At 52.4% G+C, this 15,132-nt stretch carries 15 protein-coding genes and 1 pseudogene; 7 read left to right on the top strand and 9 right to left on the bottom strand.

Translation table 11 applies throughout. From position 1 onward, the window contains the following. Nucleotides 1-70: 70 nt before the first annotated feature. Nucleotides 71-721 (bottom strand): DsbA family oxidoreductase, encoded by a 651-nt coding sequence (locus tag RC74_RS16755; protein ID WP_039003562.1) that lies wholly within the window; start codon nucleotides 719-721, stop codon nucleotides 71-73. A 214-nt stretch (nucleotides 722-935) separates the two neighbouring features. Here RC74_RS16755 and RC74_RS16750 point away from each other — a divergent pair, with 214 nt between their 5' ends. Next, the gene (locus RC74_RS16750; protein WP_039003563.1) at nucleotides 936-1,556 is read left to right on the top strand and encodes a helix-turn-helix domain-containing protein; all 621 of its coding nucleotides are present in this window, start codon (nucleotides 936-938) and stop codon (nucleotides 1,554-1,556) included. A 60-nt stretch (nucleotides 1,557-1,616) separates the two neighbouring features. Here RC74_RS16750 and RC74_RS16745 read toward each other — a convergent pair whose 3' ends face one another. Together RC74_RS16745 and RC74_RS16740 are read right to left on the bottom strand one after the other, a co-directional pair. Then, nucleotides 1,617-1,730 carry a hypothetical protein gene (locus RC74_RS16745; protein ID WP_062628328.1) on the bottom strand — a complete coding sequence of 38 codons (114 nt, stop codon included), beginning with the start codon at nucleotides 1,728-1,730 and terminating at the stop codon, nucleotides 1,617-1,619. After that, on the bottom strand, nucleotides 1,727-3,547 hold the full coding sequence (locus RC74_RS16740) for an extracellular solute-binding protein (RefSeq protein ID WP_039003587.1): 1,821 nt from the start codon (nucleotides 3,545-3,547) through the stop codon (nucleotides 1,727-1,729). Before RC74_RS16740 ends, RC74_RS16745 begins: the two co-directional genes overlap by 4 nt. Before the next feature lie 316 nt (nucleotides 3,548-3,863). Between RC74_RS16740 and RC74_RS16735 the strand changes: the two genes are divergently transcribed. Next, a complete protein-coding gene (locus tag RC74_RS16735) occupies nucleotides 3,864-4,637 on the top strand; it encodes a 3-hydroxybutyrate dehydrogenase (RefSeq protein WP_039003564.1) in 774 nt (257 codons plus the stop codon). On the opposite strand, the gene RC74_RS16730 is transcribed toward RC74_RS16735, so the two are convergent. The 3 genes and pseudogenes from RC74_RS16730 to RC74_RS16720 all read right to left on the bottom strand — a co-directional run bounded on the left by RC74_RS16730 (nucleotide 4,634) and on the right by RC74_RS16720 (nucleotide 7,326). Then, the gene (locus RC74_RS16730; protein WP_039003565.1) at nucleotides 4,634-5,413 is read right to left on the bottom strand and encodes a DUF502 domain-containing protein; all 780 of its coding nucleotides are present in this window, start codon (nucleotides 5,411-5,413) and stop codon (nucleotides 4,634-4,636) included. The two genes, RC74_RS16735 and RC74_RS16730, sit on opposite strands and share 4 nt — an antisense overlap. Before the next feature lie 103 nt (nucleotides 5,414-5,516). Beyond that, nucleotides 5,517-6,427: pseudogene (locus RC74_RS16725) on the bottom strand (pseudouridine-5'-phosphate glycosidase). Beyond that, nucleotides 6,424-7,326, bottom strand: a complete 903-nt coding sequence (locus RC74_RS16720) for a PfkB family carbohydrate kinase (protein WP_039003566.1) — start codon at nucleotides 7,324-7,326, stop codon at nucleotides 6,424-6,426. The pseudogene RC74_RS16725 and the gene RC74_RS16720 overlap by 4 nt, the downstream one beginning before the upstream one ends. Before the next feature lie 263 nt (nucleotides 7,327-7,589). Here RC74_RS16720 and rpsB point away from each other — a divergent pair, with 263 nt between their 5' ends. Further along, nucleotides 7,590-8,348, top strand: a complete 759-nt coding sequence (gene rpsB / locus RC74_RS16715; RefSeq protein WP_039003567.1) for a 30S ribosomal protein S2 — start codon at nucleotides 7,590-7,592, stop codon at nucleotides 8,346-8,348. A 98-nt stretch (nucleotides 8,349-8,446) separates the two neighbouring features. Continuing rightward, nucleotides 8,447-9,322, top strand: coding sequence for a translation elongation factor Ts (tsf, locus tag RC74_RS16710; protein WP_039003568.1), 876 nt, complete (start codon nucleotides 8,447-8,449; stop codon nucleotides 9,320-9,322). A 384-nt stretch (nucleotides 9,323-9,706) separates the two neighbouring features. Here tsf and RC74_RS16705 read toward each other — a convergent pair whose 3' ends face one another. Further along, nucleotides 9,707-10,456, bottom strand: coding sequence for a LuxR family transcriptional regulator (locus RC74_RS16705; protein WP_039003569.1), 750 nt, complete (start codon nucleotides 10,454-10,456; stop codon nucleotides 9,707-9,709). Then, nucleotides 10,453-10,899 (bottom strand): type II 3-dehydroquinate dehydratase, encoded by a 447-nt coding sequence (gene aroQ / locus RC74_RS16700; protein WP_039003570.1) that lies wholly within the window; start codon nucleotides 10,897-10,899, stop codon nucleotides 10,453-10,455. The genes RC74_RS16705 and aroQ overlap by 4 nt, the downstream gene beginning before the upstream one ends. Nucleotides 10,900-11,178: 279 nt before the next feature. On the opposite strand from aroQ, the gene RC74_RS16695 reads away from it, so the two are divergent. From RC74_RS16695 to RC74_RS16685, 3 genes are all read left to right on the top strand, one after another. Then, the gene (locus RC74_RS16695) at nucleotides 11,179-12,180 is read left to right on the top strand and encodes an IS30 family transposase (RefSeq protein ID WP_062628295.1); all 1,002 of its coding nucleotides are present in this window, start codon (nucleotides 11,179-11,181) and stop codon (nucleotides 12,178-12,180) included. Nucleotides 12,181-12,488: 308 nt separating this feature from the next. Beyond that, nucleotides 12,489-13,334 carry a CheR family methyltransferase gene (locus RC74_RS16690; protein WP_039003397.1) on the top strand — a complete coding sequence of 282 codons (846 nt, stop codon included), beginning with the start codon at nucleotides 12,489-12,491 and terminating at the stop codon, nucleotides 13,332-13,334. A 5-nt stretch (nucleotides 13,335-13,339) separates the two neighbouring features. Continuing rightward, nucleotides 13,340-14,422 carry a protein-glutamate methylesterase/protein-glutamine glutaminase gene (locus RC74_RS16685; protein ID WP_039003398.1) on the top strand — a complete coding sequence of 361 codons (1,083 nt, stop codon included), beginning with the start codon at nucleotides 13,340-13,342 and terminating at the stop codon, nucleotides 14,420-14,422. 18 nt (nucleotides 14,423-14,440) lie between these two features. Here RC74_RS16685 and phoB read toward each other — a convergent pair whose 3' ends face one another. Beyond that, nucleotides 14,441-15,130, bottom strand: a complete 690-nt coding sequence (phoB, locus tag RC74_RS16680; RefSeq protein WP_039003399.1) for a phosphate regulon transcriptional regulator PhoB — start codon at nucleotides 15,128-15,130, stop codon at nucleotides 14,441-14,443. Nucleotides 15,131-15,132 lie beyond the last annotated feature (2 nt).

The following is a 15,132-nucleotide window of genomic DNA, read 5'->3' as shown; positions in this document are numbered from 1 at the left end:
GGGGTAATCAGCAGGGAGCTAATTTAATAGGAATGCTTTCCGCGCTGGCGTGCGCGAGAAGCTGAAAATACTAGTCTTTGGCCTCTTGGGCGGACTGTGCGTTGATGTCGGCGATGACCTTGGCCCAGACTTCTGGCGGTTGCGCTCCGGGAACGGCGTGTTGCCCTGCTACAATAAAGCAAGGCACGCCGGTGACGCCCATTTCGCGGCTGTGTTTGTCGCGGTCTTGGATGTCTTGGATGTCTTGATCACCTTCTAACAAACGGCGCACAACGGCAGCATCCATGCCAACGGAATCCGCGATATCCGCGAGGACATCCGTGTCGCCAATATTGCGGCCCTCAACGAAATACGCTTTGAAAAGCGCGGAAACCACTACGATTTGACGATCTTCAAGACCAGCCCAGTGAATAAGACGGTGCGCGTTGATGGTATTGGGTGTCGTTTTGATGCCCTCAAGATTGAGCGTCAAGCCAGCCGCTTCGGCGGCTTTTACAAGCGGCGCATAGGCCGTCACCGCGCCTTCTTTACCGCCGAATTTACCCTCTAGATACGCACGCCGATCCATGCCCTCAAGCGGCATATCCGGATTGAGCTGATATGGATGCCATTCGATGGAGAACGGATGATTTGGGTTTTCAGTTAACGCGCGGTCGAGGTTAGCTTTGCCGACATAGCACCAAGGACAAATAGGGTCGGAAATAATATCAAGACGGACCATGTGGCCTCCCTAGGATCGGATTTGTGGGGTTTCAAACGGCGCAAAACGGGGTTTTGGCCAAAAATATCTCGGCGCAAAGTACCAGAGGGTGCCCCAAAGTAAACCGTTGAGTTCGAAAATTGCACGGTTGCACAGGGTTTGTGCAAATATCCACAGAAGTCGGCGGTTATGGCGATGGCTTGCGCGTGCGGATTGGCCCGTATAATAGGTGGTTATGGACCCAAACCAAACAAGCATCGTGCGGATTGCCCGCGAAAATGGCGAAGAAGCGCTCGGCGAGCCGCTCAACCTTGGTAATAGAGTGCGCGAGTTGCGCAAATCTCGCAACTGGACGTTGGAACAGGCGGCCAAACAGGCGGGCCTTGCGCGTTCAACCCTTTCGAAAATCGAAAACGGGCAAATGTCGCCAACCTATGAGGCGCTCAAAAAACTGGCAGAAGGTTTGGAGATTTCGGTGCCGCAACTGTTTACCGCCCCTTCAAAGGCGCAAGTGAACGGGCGGATGGCGGTAACAAAAGCGGGCAGTGGCGAGGCGCATTTGACCGCTACTTATGAGCATGAACTGCTCGCGGGGACCCTGACCCAGAAGAAAATGCTGCCCTATCGGGCCCAAATCCGCGCCCGCAGTATCGAGGAATTTGACGGCTGGGTGCGCCATGATGGCGAGGAGTTTCTCTATGTGATTACGGGGGTGGTGAAGCTCTATACCGAGTTTTACGAACCTGTTGAATTACGTCGCGGAGACAGTGCGTATTACGACGGAACAATGGGCCATAATGTAATTTCGGTCTCGCCGGAGGACGCCGCCATCCTTTGGGTCACCTCGCTCACCTAACCTTGCGCACAACAAAAAAGGCCGCCCGAAGGCCGCCTCTTGTCGTTCATCTCTAGACGTTTACAGGTTGCTGACTTTGCGCGCACCCGTAGAGATATCTTGGCCGACGCCGTCAACCGTTGCGCAGGCGGCCAAACTTGCACAGGCCGCGATGATAAATAGGAACTTTGTCATTTTGTCTCCTCTGACCACCACACATCCGGGTGATACATAATCCAGTCGCCATAGATTGGCACATGCTCTGGATACTTGAGGCTGCTGTCATGGGCAATACGTGCGATGTTAGAATACGCAAATGGAATGACATAGCGGCCAGAAATCAACACGCGATCCAAGGCGCGCACGGCGGCTTGAAACTCATCCTGAGACTCGGCGGTGAGCATCACATCAATCATCGCTTCGGCGGCGGGCTCATTCATCCCCATCCAGTTGCGGGTGCCGGGATTTTCAATGCCTTCGTGGCCCCAATACAGCATTTGCTCGTTACCAGGAGAGAGCGACAGGCCAACTTGGTAATAGGCCATTTCAAAATCATAGACCTGTGTGCGTTCCTTAAGTTGCGGTGAGTCTATGCGGGTAAGCGTGGCGTCAATCCCCAGTGGAACAAGGGACTCAACGAACATATTGCCCATGCGAAGGTTCTCGTCCGCGCCTGTATTCACAAGGATTTCAAACGCAAAGGGGGTGCCTTCGGCGTTTTGCATCACATGGTCTTTGATCTCCCAACCCGCCTCTTTAAACAGGGCCACGGCACGACGAATGCCTTTGCGATTGGTGAGCGTGCCGTCGGAAACGGGCAGGGTATAGCCCTCCAACGTTCCGGGTTTGAGGGTGTCGGCAAAAGGCGCGAGCAATTCGGCAACGCGCCCTTCTGCGGGGCCTGCAAGCATGCCCAAAGGCGAGTTCGAGAAATACGAAGTGATGCGCGGTAAAGCGCCGCCCGTGATTGTGTCGTTGATCGCCTCGAAATTATAAAGCGAAATCAAGGCCTCGCGCACGCGCCAATCCTCAAACAAGGGATTGCGGGTGTTCATCACAAAGCCCTCGATCCCTGTGGGCCGTTGGTGTGGAATTTCGGATTTGGTGATGTCGCCACGGGTGACCGCGTCAAAGCCATATTGGGTGTCCCATTTGGCGGAATTGCCTTCGCGGAAACTCGTTAGCAAACCGGCTTTGAAAGCCTCAAACATTACCGAACCATCAAGGTAAAACTCCATGCGGATTTCATCAAGGTTGGCTTTGCCCTTCATAAACGGCAGATCCTTGCCCCAGTAATCGGGGTTACGGACCAAGGTGACGTATTTTCCAGCGTCAAAATCGCCGATTTGATAGGGCGCGGTTGTGATCGGGATAATATCAAAGCCGCCTTGGTTGAATTCCTGCCCGTCCCATTGCGCTTTCTTGAGAATCGGCCGCATGCCCATTATCAAAGCCAACTCGCGATCGTCGATGTTGAAGGTCAGGCGCACGGTCCGCTCGCCCGTCGCTTCGATCTTGTCAACTTTGCTCCACGCGCCCAAATATCGAGGATGTCCAATTGTGCCCAATGTCTCATAGGACCAGATCACATCTTCAACCGTAACGGGAGTGCCATCGGCGAATTTTGCCTCGGGGCGCAGGGTGAATTCCACCCAGTCGCGGTCGGGGCTGGTCTCCACTGATTCGGCCAAAAGTCCGTAAAGAGTAAAGGGTTCGTCGTAGGAGCGGCCCATCAGGCTCTCATACCCATAAAATCTTAACATCCACGGAACTTGAGATTTTTGCATGTGCGGGTTGAGGCTGGTGAAGCTGCCACTCTCGCCCAAAACGATCCGCCCGCCCTTGGGCGCATCGGGGTTCACGTAGGGGAGGGACACAAAATCATGTGGTAGCGCGGGCTCACCATACATGGACAAGCCGTGCTTGGGCTCGGCATGTGCGACTCCTGCCGCAAGAACGATACCGAGTGCACAGATCGATTGCCTCGTTATTTGGAAAATATCTGGTTTCATTCTGGCAACAATCCCCTTCTGCCCTTTGTTATATGTGGCCGACATTACGCAGGCTTTGTAGGTATTTCAAACTTTTAGCTTGGAAGGCGGCGAAGAATTGCGTATAAAGTACTTACTGCTCGATAGGTTTCTTGCCTGTATGAAACCTGCCTCAATAACTTAACGCCAGCTTCGTGCTGGCGTTTTTTTTTGGTCTTAATTTCGGCAAAGGTTAATTTTTTTGTCGGCGGAAAAACGCCCCATATACCTTAATTTCTTACGTGCATTTCGCAGTTGCAGCAATTAGGTTTCTTAAAAATCATCCCAAGGAGACCGCATGCTACTTTCTGGAAAAACCGCTGTTATCACAGGATCAAATTCGGGAATCGGTCTGGGGGTTGCTGATTCTCTGGCGGCGGCGGGCGCGGATATTGTGCTCAACTCTTTCACGGATCGCCCCGAAGACCATGAACTCGCCGACGCATTGGCGCGGCGCTACAAGGTTAACGTCCGCTACATCGCTGCGGATATGTCAAAAGCCCAAGAGTGCCGCGACTTGATCACCAAAGCGGGTAAATGCGATATTCTCGTGAATAACGCGGGTATTCAGCATGTCGCCTCGATTGATACTTTCCCGATGGATAAGTGGGACGCGATCATCGCGATCAATCTCAGCTCGGCTTTTCACACCACTGCAATGGCCTTACCGATCATGCGGGCCGCAGGGTGGGGACGCATAATTAACATCGCTTCGGCGCATGGGTTAACGGCCTCGCCGTATAAATCGGCCTACGTCGCGGCGAAACACGGAGTTGTTGGCTTGACCAAGACCACAGGGCTTGAGACCGCGCGCGAACAGATCACCTGTAATGCGATTTGTCCCGGGTATGTGCTAACCCCGATCATCGAAGCGCAAATTCCCGATCAAATGGCCACCCATAATATGGATCGCGAAACGGTCATTCAGGATGTCATGTTGGCGCGTCAACCTAGTGGTGAGTTTGCCACGACCGAACAGATTGGCGTCACCGCCGTGTTCCTCTGTTCGGATGCCGCAAGCCAGATGACGGGCACCACGTTGAGCATCGACGGCGGTTGGACGGCGCTTTAGTCTTTTAATTCAGCCTGAACAGGGGCGTCGGATTTCTTTGCCTTAGCGAGCTGCTTTGCCGTGTCGCTCGGGTACACAAGCCCTGCCGAGATCACAAGTTTCGCCGCATCCTCAACCGTCATGTCCAAAACAATCACATCGGCCGTTGGCACGAATAACAAATAGCCCGATGTCGGGTTTGGCGTGGTCGGAAGGAAAACCGACGTAACAGAATCTTGGTCGGGAACGCGGGCGCGAATTTCGCCTTTGGCTTGGGTCGAGATAAAGCCAATCGCCCAGATACCCTTGCGGGGATACTCAATAAGACAGGAATGTTCAAAGCTGGTATCGGTTTGGGCAAAAACCGTTTCTGCTATTTGTTTCAAACCGTTATAGACCGACCTTACCACGGGCATACGATCAACGATCCGCTCGCCCCAGTGTAAAAGCGTGCGCCCCAACAAGCCTTTGGTTAGCCATCCAACAACGACCGTAAAGACTAAGAAAATGACGACGCCAAAGCCCGGGAACTTAGTATTTTCGCCCGTGGGATAGGGCTGATCAAGCGCTGGTGCATTCCAGTTGACATAATTGCCGAGGTTGAAGTCAGGCACCCAACTATTTGGAACAAAAGGCAAAACCCAGCCATCGATCCATCCGATAACCGTCCAGATCAACCAAAGTGTTACGGCGATTGGGGCAACCACGACCACTCCGGTCAGGAAGTTAGCGCGCGTTCTGGCAAATGCACCGCGTTTGCGCGGCTTGCCCGCCGGATCGTGATCTTGGTCTTGCATCGACGCATGTCCTTTGTTTAGGCAATATGTAAAGCCTCGCAGGCCCTCTCACAAGAGAGGCCCGCTGCAAAAGTGTTGGTTTTCAGTTCTAAATACGAAGTGCCTAAGTTTTCGCCATTTCAACAGATATTTCAGCCGCAAGGCGCGCATTGTTGAGCACAAGCGCGATATTTGCCACAAGCGACTTGCCCTCCGTCAACTCAAAGATGCGGCCCAAAAGGAACGGGGTAACTTCTTTGGCGGAAATGCCTTGTTCATTGGCCTCAGCAAGTGCTTGCGCGATTACGGGCGCCAAAACCTCGGCGGCGATTTCGGATTCTGCGGGGATGGGATTGGCGATCAACTGCCCCCCGGAAGGCCCATCAAAGTGCGCATTTTCTGGGCGCGGGCGATTTCGGCGGCGGAATCCATCCGCAGGGGCGCTGTCATATGCGAGGTTCTGGACCAGAACGCGGGCAGGGTATCTTGACCGACGGCGATCACAGGAACACCAAGGGTTTCAAGCACTTCGTAGGTTTTCTCAAGATCAAGAATGGCCTTGGCCCCCGCGGCAACCACGGTTACGGCCGTTTCGGACAATTCTCGAAGGTCAGCGGAGATATCAAAGGTCAATTCCGCGCCCTTGTGGACACCACCGATGCCGCCAGTTGCGAAAACGCTGATGCCCGCGAGGTTGGCGGCGATCATCGTGGCGGCAACCGTCGTTGCGCCATAACCGCCATTCGCAAGCACCACCGCTATATCCGCGCGCGAGACTTTGGCGACGTTCTTGGCGGTGGCCAATTCGGTGAGTTCCGCGTCGGTTAGGCCGATATGCAGCTTGCCGTTCATCACCGCGATTGTCGCGGGGGTTGCACCGTTTTCGCGGACACAATCCTCAACCAGACGCGCGGTTTCGATGTTTTGCGGATAGGGCATCCCGTGGGTGATAATCGTGCTTTCCAACGCAACAATTGGCGCACCGGCTTTGCGGGCGGCGGCAACATCGGGGGCAAGGACAATAGGTAGGCTCATAGGGGTGTTCCTCCGGAAACATAAATTGCGGCAGCTTGAAGAGCGGCTTTTAGCGCGTCCTCCCGCGGGGCACCACGGGATTCGCGCACGATATGGGCGGCCATAAAGGTATCGCCCGCGCCCGTCACCCGCGTCACGAGGACTTCGGGCGGGCAGGCCGTCACCAGACCCTCGGCGCTGCCATCACAGGCCTGTTTGCCACCATCGGTTACCAAAACCCGACGCGCACCGCGCGCAAGCAAGCCCTTGGCGGCAAGTTCGGCGGTATCAAAGCTGTGTTGGCACAAAAGCCCCGCTTCTTCGAGGTTCACATAGAGAGTGGCGCGGGTATGGTTGAGGAACGGGTGTAGGCGATCGGCCTTACCCGGGCTGGCGGGAGCAACGCGCAGGTCCGCTTGAGCAAAAAGCGCGCTGGTGGCGATATTTTCAAGCAAGGTGCGCGTGAGGTTACCATCAAGTGCAATGGAGCCTGTATAAGGAGACTCCATGCTGCCCAAACGCCCGTCGCTTAAAGGCCGCAGAATTTTGTCCCCCGCCGCTTCGAGCGAATGTGCGTCGGCAATGGCTGCGATCAACCCGTTCGCCCCCTCAATCGCCATATAGCGGTCTGTGGGCAGGTCGGCGGAGCGATAGACATAGTCGGTATTGATCCCGAGTTGACGCGCAGATTCCATAAGTTCGCTCCCTTGGCTGTCTTCGCCAATGGCCGTAAGGAGCGCGGGTGTTTGGCCAAACCGTGTTAGGGTCATGGCGATATTCATCGCAACCCCGCCCGGAAGGCGCGTAATGCGGCCCGGAACGTCCGAGCCCATACGCATATGCGAGGCCGCGCGGCCGATCACATCCCAAAGGACGGAACCAATCGTAAGAATTTCGGGTGTTTTGGAAGGTGCGTTCATAACACTTTGTCGCGTGAAGACGATAAAAGTGCAAGACGTGTTGAATAGACCTATTCGGCGTAATTCTCGCTTATTTTGCGCATCCACCTGCTTAAAACGGGAAAATAGGCCTCGGGGACTTGCAGACTCAGGAAAGGTGGGCTAAATGCGCGCTACTTCACAGGCGAAACTAGGGCCGTGCGGGGAGAAATCCCGTACAGTCCACCGGTTGGGCACACGCCCTCAATGGTTTCGCTCAGGATAAACCGGAAAGGATTTATAGCATGGCGCTACCTGATTTTACCATGCGGCAGCTTCTTGAAGCTGGCGTTCACTTTGGCCACCAAACTCCTCGTTGGAACCCACGGATGGGTCCCTACATCTATGGTGCGCGTAACGGCATTCACATTCTCGACCTGACGCAAACTGTTCCTATGTTGGACCAGGCGCTTCAAGTTGTGCGCGATACTACTGCTAAAGGCGGTCGTGTTCTTTTTGTTGGCACAAAACGTCAGGCTCAAAAGCCTGTTGCTGAAGCTGCAGAAAAATGTGCGCAATACTTCATGAATCACCGCTGGCTTGGTGGCACGCTGACAAACTGGAAAACAGTGTCCGCGTCAATCAGCCGTCTGAAAACCTTTGACGAGAAACTCGAAAATGGCGGCGAAGGCCTCACCAAAAAAGAGCGTCTTGGCATGGAACGTCAGCAAGGCAAACTCCAAGCAAGCCTTGGTGGGATCCGCGAAATGGGCGGTGTTCCTGATCTGCTTTTCGTTATCGACGTCAACAAAGAGCAATTGGCCATCGCGGAAGCAAACAAATTGGGTATCCCAGTTGTTGCGATCGTTGACTCCAACTGCTCACCAGACGGTATCGACTATATCATTCCAGGCAACGATGACGCGGCACGCGCTATCGCGCTTTATACTGACCTTGTTGCGCGCGCAGCTTTGGACGGTATGACAGCACAAATGGGCGCTGCTGGCGTTGATTTGGGCGAGTTGGAAGAAGCTCTCGTTGAGGAAGTTGCTGTTGAGGCGTAAGCCCGCAGACTTTCTTTTCAACTGTCATTGAATTGACATAGAACGCGCCATATTTCTGGCGCGTTCTCCTATATAACACATTTTTTAGGAGAGCCGATATGGCGATCACTGCTGCAATGGTTAAAGAGCTGCGCGACTCCACGGGCGCAGGCATGATGGACGCGAAAAAAGCGCTCGTCGAAACAGATGGTGCTATGGAGGCCGCTGTTGATTGGCTTCGCACCAAAGGTTTGGCGAAAGCTGCAAAGAAATCTGGCCGTACGGCTGCTGAGGGCCTTGTTGTCGTCGCAGTTTCCGGTGGCAAAGGCGTTGCTGTCGAAGTGAACTCTGAGACAGATTTCGTTTCCAAAAACGCAGACTTCCAAGCAATGGTTGCGAGCATTGCGACTGTTGCCCTGACTGTAAATGACGTTGATGCGTTGAATGCGGCCGAATTGAACGGCAAACCCGTCAGCGAAGTTGTCCAAGACAAAGTCGCGACCATTGGCGAAAACATGAACGTGCGTCGCATGTCTGTTGTTGAAGGCGCATCTGTCGTGTCCTACGTCCATAACGCTGCAGCCCCGAACATGGGCAGCATCGGTGTTTTGGTTGCGTTGAGCGGCGAGAATGAAGCGTTCGGCAAGCAGGTTGCTATGCACGTAGCGGCCGCAAGCCCCGCATCTTTGGGCGAAGCTGATCTAGACCCAGCCTTCGTTGCACGCGAAAAAGCGATTTTGGTCGAGCAAGCCCGCGAAAGTGGCAAGCCTGAGCAAGTGATCGAAAAGATGATCGTTGGCCGGATGGCGAAATTCATGGGTGAAGTTACACTCTTGGGTCAAAGCTTCGTTGTGAATCCAGACCTCACTGTTGAAGCCGCAGCAAAAGAAGCTGGCGTTGAAATCCTTGGCTTTGTACGTCTCGCTGTTGGCGAAGGCATCGAAAAAGTCGAAGAAGATTTCGCAGCAGAAGTTATGAAAACGGTCAAAGGCTAAGGTCTAGGGCAGGGGGCGTCCCCACTAAAGTTTGAAGCGCCGGTCCAAATGTGGGTCGGCGTTTTGCGTTGTAGTTTCACACAGGGCTGGGTGTTAGAAACAAAAAAACAGTGCAAGTCCGGGCAGGACCACACTGTTCTTTCCGTCAAGACTGGCCCAATTGGGGATAGAACCAGGCACGTCGCAGCTACTCTTTGCGGACTATACGCTCAAAGACATGCAATTCGGTTTCCCGAGATAGTCGGTCATATCCTGTAATTGCAGGTATGACCGACCAATTGCTCCTAGCCAAAAAAGACTTCACTCACGGAACAAACCATTAATCGCCTGTTTGGCGACTGTTTTAAAGTATGGAAAACCATACTAATCTAACTTTAAGACATGTTAGTTTGGTACAACAAAAATCTGCTTTTGAAAAGATGCTTTCAAAACAGCCTGTGTTGTTGTTTCTACCTCAAGCGCTTCACGAGCTAAACGGAGGTGTTTTTCTATAGTCTCAGGCTTGAGACCCATGATGGTTGCAATGTCTTGCGTGGTTTTCCCGTCGCCGACCCATTCCAAAACTTCTCTTTGTCTTTTGGTCAACAGATTGCGCGAATAGCTGTGCGGCAGGCTTTGGGCCTTTAGGTGAAAAATGGTACAAAGCGCATTGATAGTGCGGCCATGCGTCTCCCAAAGTGCGTCAACTTCTTCCTGTGTTACGCCCACGTCCGCCGTCAAAATCATAGCGGATTTTTCACGAGAACGGTCGCTCGGAAAGCTAATCGTATATCCCGCAAAAATGTTATGTTCTTTATTGAAATCAAGGGCTTCTTGCTGTTCCTTCGTCAAAGGACTTTGGCCGGTCGGGATTTGGGCACGACTCCAACTGATTGGGCCGGAATGTTGCAAAGCCCATTGCGCGATCGGCGAGCGAGCATAGTGCTCCTCGAAAATAAACCCGTTGGTGTAGGCTTCGGGGTGGTTGCTCAAAACCACTATGTCATCTGGATTGCCAAATCGGTTATCGCCCCAAACGCGCGTAAATCCATACAACATTCTCCCAAAGCCAAATTCGGAAATTCGGGCGACATGGAGCTCCCAAAGGTCATCAAGTGTTTGGGCTTCTATGAGACTTTCGAGATAAGAATTCATGCAGTAGAACCCGCCAAATGCTTAACAAGAGCATCAATCGCAAGGATGTATCCGTGAGAGCCAAAACCGCAAATCTGGCCCAACGCCACAGGGGCAATGAAGGATTTATGCCGAAATGTTTCACGGGCGTGAATGTTTGACAGATGCACTTCGATCACGGGCAGGCTAACCGATGCGATGGCATCCATAAGGGCGACGGATGTGTGGGTGTAAGCGCCAGCGTTCAATACAACGCCTTTAAATTTGGATTTGGCGGCATGGAGCGCATCAATAAGGGCACCTTCATGGTTGGATTGAAGGCACGAGATATCGATATCAAGCGCTTGCCCGTGGGTTTTACACATTTTCTCAACGTCCGAGAGCGTTTCACTTCCGTAGACTTCTGGCTGGCGGGTGCCCAGAAGATTTAGGTTCGGTCCGTTAAGAATTAGAATAGATGTCATAGTTACAAACCTTTTTTTCAGTCCCATAATGAAACTTATATTGAGAAATTGAAAGAACCCCAATCAATTGTCGGCTATCTGTTTGGTTTGGTCGAGTTGCAATTACATGGTAGGCGCTTCTAACATGAAAGACACGTTTTATTAAAACGGAGCGCATTAGATCGCATGCTTATTTAACATAATACCAATTATGCGCTTTGTGGATGTGGCCGGGTGCGCGCTACCTCCAACTGCGACTCTTGTTAGAAAACAGTATGTTATCTGACAGGAGGAATCGGTATGGGAACGACTTATACACAGCTTAGTATCACAGAGCGCCGCAGAATTGAACGCTGGAAGCACACAAAAGTCCCTGTTGATGAGATGGCGCGTGTGCTGAAGCGTTGTCGATCAACAATTTACAGAGAATTGAGACGCAATCACTTCTCAGATGAAAGCTTGCCCAAATACGCTGGATACTATGGTGAAGCGGCTCATACGAAGACGGCAGATAGGCGCGCAAGGCAGCGCAAGCTAATTAAACATCCGAGCTTGTGCGACAGCGTAATTAGACAGCTTAAGAACGGTTGGACACCCGAGCAAATTGGCAATCGGATGATCCTCGAGAAAGCGCCGCTAAGGGTCTGTCAGGAAACGATTTACCGCTACATCTATTCCAAAGACGGCATGAACCAAGAATTGTGGTGGTATCTGCCGACGCATCGCATGTCGCGAAAACCACGCCGTGCGCGCAAACGCCAGCCACCTAAGTTCCATCGCGATGTCAGTATCTTGTTCAGGCCGGATGATGTTGCTCACCGGCGTCAGTTTGGCCACTGGGAGGCAGATTTAATGTTGTTCAAACAAACGCTTGGACAGACAAATGTCACAACTCTAGTTGAACGCGTGAGCCGCTTCACACTGATCTTAAAGAACCCAAATAGGCGCACTAAGCCGGTCATGGGGAAAATCATGAAGGCAATCAAAGACTTGCCCCATGTAGCGCGCAGATCCATTACTTTTGATCGTGGCACTGAGTTTGTTTCATGGCCACATCTGCAAGCTGAAATTGGCACGCTGACCTGGTTCTGTGACCCCTCTTCACCGTGGCAGAAAGGCACCGTCGAGAACACTAATCGAAGGGCTAGACGTTGGTTGCCCCGCAAACGGGACATCCGAAGATTGACGGATCACGACATCAAAGAAATCAGTGACCGCCTGAATAGCACACCCCGCAAATGCCTCGGCTGGAAGACACCAGCTGAAGTCTTCCGCGAAAAGATGTTGGAAGAAATGCGATGAAGCCCCTACCCTACGGCCTAACAAGAGTCGCACTTCAAGCATCGCTCACACCGCAGGAAAGCTGCGGACGCGCTATAAAAAACCGGACGACTCAACTTGACTGCGACAATGAGTTTTCCTTTTCATAATGCTCACCCGCCGAATTAGGTCAATTTAATCAAGGCGATGCCACATCCCTTAAAAAATATGCAAAATTGAGACAATAAAGGAAATGGCCATTTACCAATCGTTTGCGAAATTCGTTCACTCCTAAGGCCACCAAGCTGCACGCCGCGAGTACGGACGTAACCTAATTGCTGGACCTAAGAATGAATGTTGTACAAAGGCGCAGCTTTGCGCAAACACCGCTGTCCCAGAAGCACGCCGCAATCTTTATCGAGATTGCCGAACGCTTGTCTGGAAACCGGATCACGCCTGATCAAGTTGACTTCCTAACGCTGCGCGTGCGCAGACGGATGCGTGTTTATCGGGACGAAAGTTTTGAAGGTTACATCAGACGCGTTCAGGACGATCAAGTTGAAGAGCACGCGTTAATGGAGAGCCTCGTAACGCATACCACGGACTTTTTCCGCGAACCGGGACATTTTAAATGGCTCCGGAATGGGGGACTAAACGGGCTCACCGATGGTAAACCCGCCTCTTGTCTCAATGTTTGGAGTGCCGCGTGCTCGTTGGGATCCGAACTTTGGAGTACAGCAATAGAAATCGCGCAGTTTCAGGAGGATGCGGGCGTTCCTTATTGTGCAAACCTCGTTGGAACTGATATTTCCAAGACCATTCTCGCGCGCGCAAGAGCCGCAATTTTCAGTGCGGAGGAAATCAGCGGCCTTCCGATACAGTATCGGTCAAAATATTTGCAACGGAATAGCATAGAAAACCAAAGGTTTCGTATTGCTTCGCCACTTCTGGAGTCCGCCAGTTTCGTTGCGCATAATTTATTGACTCCGCCGTTGTTTAGCACACTACAATTTGATCTATCTCTCCTGCGTAACGTCTTGTTATATTTCAACAAGGACGACCAGCAGCGCGTTTTTAACCACGTACTTTCACGCCTACGTCCCGGCGGAATACTGATGATTGGACACACTGAAGTTCTTTCGATTGAAACCATTGGTACCAGGCGTGTTGGGCCAGCAATTTTTATAAAAGAATAGATAAAATGAATATTTCCCTTCCCAAATACCGAGTCCTAATTGTTGATGACAGCGCCTTTTTTCGCAAAGCAATTGAAATGATCCTATCAAAAGACAGACGCCTTGAGGTGGTTGGTTGTGCGAAGGATGCCTTCGAGGCCAAACAAATGGTTGATAGTTTACAGCCAGACGTCATTACTTTGGATGTTGAAATGCCAAAAATGGACGGTCTTGAGTTTCTGCGCCGCCTGATGGCCCACCGGCCGATTCCCGTCGTGATGTGTTCAACAATTGTCACAAAAGGATCCGATTTACTGATGCAAGCCTTAGAAATGGGTGCTGTGGGGGTGATTGAAAAAGGATTGGTGGGCAATGGGCGTCACGCGGCCGATTTACAAATGCAGATATGTGACACCGTGCGCGGAGCAGCATTGGCAAAGTTGCAAATAAGATCTCTAAATATAGCTCAAAGCCCGAGCATCATTAAAAGCTACGCGCTTGATCCAATTGAAGTAAAACGTGTTGAAAACTCTCTATCGGTCCTTGGCATCGGGTCCTCGACAGGTGGCCCAGAGGCACTTAAAACACTTTTAGGAGGGATGCCGTCCAATTGCCCGCCGATTGTCATTGTGCAACATATGCCCGAGGTTTTTACAGGGCCATTTGCGAAGCGCCTCAACAAATACGCCCCCATGGACGTGCGTGAAGCCAAGCAGGGAGACGTTCTGCGAAACGGCCTCGCCCTCCTCGCGCCTGGGTCTCATCACATGGAAATTATGTACAACCCTGTGAATTCAAAGGAAATGATCGTTTCTTTGAATGAAGGTGGCCTTGTGTCACGGCATCGCCCCTCCGTGGACGTGCTTTTCCGCTCTCTGGCTACAAATATTGGCAAACGCGCAACGGGAGTTATTTTGACAGGCATGGGGCAGGATGGCGCTGATGGTCTGCTCGAAATGCGGCAGACCGGATCGCGTACCTATGGCCAAGATCAAGAAAGTTGTGTGGTTTATGGAATGCCTAAAGTTGCGAAGTCTATCGGGGCCGTTGAACGCGAGCTTCCCCTTACCAGCCTTGCGAAAGCAGTGTTAACGCAGGCCGCTCCTTAAGCGCCCTGCCCTAATGCGTTATCCCAATGCATAGCCTGCACCGCGCACGGTTCGGATTAAATCTTCCGAACCTTTGATGCTCAATGCCTTGCGCAGGCGCCCAATATGAACGTCAACCGTGCGCGTATCAACATAGATATCGCGCCCCCAAACCCGATCCAAAAGCTGCTCGCGGCTGTAAACCCGACCCGGTTTTTCCATGAAGGTCACCAACAAGCGAAACTCTGTCGGACCAAGCTTCAACTCTTGACCGGCGCGGAAAACCTTGTGGCTTTCACTATTGAGCACAACGTTTTCAAACTCTAGCGTTTGCCCAACTGCGGCGGGGCGTGTGCGCCGCAGATTGTTGCGCACGCGGGCCATCAGTTCGGCCACCGAATAGGGTTTCACAACGTAATCATCGGCGCCATTTTCCAATCCCCGCACACGGTCAACTTCTTCGCTGCGCGCAGAAAGCATAATGACGGGCACATCACGGGTTTCGGCTCGCGCCTTAAGACGGCGGCAAATTTCAATGCCAGACACATTCGGCAACATCCAATCAAGCAGCACCAAATCGGGATTTTCTTCGCGTACCATCAGGAGCGCTTCTTCCCCGTTTACGGCCTTAAAGACTTCGTAACCTTCGGCTTCGAGGTTATACACGAGGACCTCGCGCTGTGCTGGTTCATCTTCGACAACGAGGATGGAGGGTTTGTCTGCGGACATTC

Source organism: Falsihalocynthiibacter arcticus (genome assembly GCF_000812665.2).
Taxonomy (GTDB): Bacteria; Pseudomonadota; Alphaproteobacteria; order Rhodobacterales; family Rhodobacteraceae; genus Falsihalocynthiibacter; species Falsihalocynthiibacter arcticus.
This window is presented reverse-complemented; position numbering and strand designations above follow the sequence as displayed.

Bases quoted from the DNA above. Each gene is read 5' to 3' on its own strand.
- RC74_RS16685 (WP_039003398.1), top strand. From the start codon at position 13,340: ATGAATATTTCCCTTCCCAAATACCGAGTCCTAATTGTTGATGACAGC.
- RC74_RS16730 (WP_039003565.1), bottom strand. From the start codon at position 5,413: ATGCAAGACCAAGATCACGATCCGGCGGGCAAGCCGCGCAAACGCGGT.
- tsf (WP_039003568.1), top strand. From the start codon at position 8,447: ATGGCGATCACTGCTGCAATGGTTAAAGAGCTGCGCGACTCCACGGGC.
- phoB (WP_039003399.1), bottom strand. From the start codon at position 15,130: ATGTCCGCAGACAAACCCTCCATCCTCGTTGTCGAAGATGAACCAGCA.
- RC74_RS16735 (WP_039003564.1), top strand. From the start codon at position 3,864: ATGCTACTTTCTGGAAAAACCGCTGTTATCACAGGATCAAATTCGGGA.
- RC74_RS16745 (WP_062628328.1), bottom strand. From the start codon at position 1,730: ATGACAAAGTTCCTATTTATCATCGCGGCCTGTGCAAGTTTGGCCGCC.
- RC74_RS16750 (WP_039003563.1), top strand. From the start codon at position 936: ATGGACCCAAACCAAACAAGCATCGTGCGGATTGCCCGCGAAAATGGC.
- RC74_RS16720 (WP_039003566.1), bottom strand. From the start codon at position 7,326: ATGAACGCACCTTCCAAAACACCCGAAATTCTTACGATTGGTTCCGTC.
- RC74_RS16705 (WP_039003569.1), bottom strand. From the start codon at position 10,456: ATGAATTCTTATCTCGAAAGTCTCATAGAAGCCCAAACACTTGATGAC.
- rpsB (WP_039003567.1), top strand. From the start codon at position 7,590: ATGGCGCTACCTGATTTTACCATGCGGCAGCTTCTTGAAGCTGGCGTT.
- aroQ (WP_039003570.1), bottom strand. From the start codon at position 10,899: ATGACATCTATTCTAATTCTTAACGGACCGAACCTAAATCTTCTGGGC.
- RC74_RS16755 (WP_039003562.1), bottom strand. From the start codon at position 721: ATGGTCCGTCTTGATATTATTTCCGACCCTATTTGTCCTTGGTGCTAT.
- RC74_RS16695 (WP_062628295.1), top strand. From the start codon at position 11,179: ATGGGAACGACTTATACACAGCTTAGTATCACAGAGCGCCGCAGAATT.
- RC74_RS16690 (WP_039003397.1), top strand. From the start codon at position 12,489: ATGAATGTTGTACAAAGGCGCAGCTTTGCGCAAACACCGCTGTCCCAG.
- RC74_RS16740 (WP_039003587.1), bottom strand. From the start codon at position 3,547: ATGAAACCAGATATTTTCCAAATAACGAGGCAATCGATCTGTGCACTC.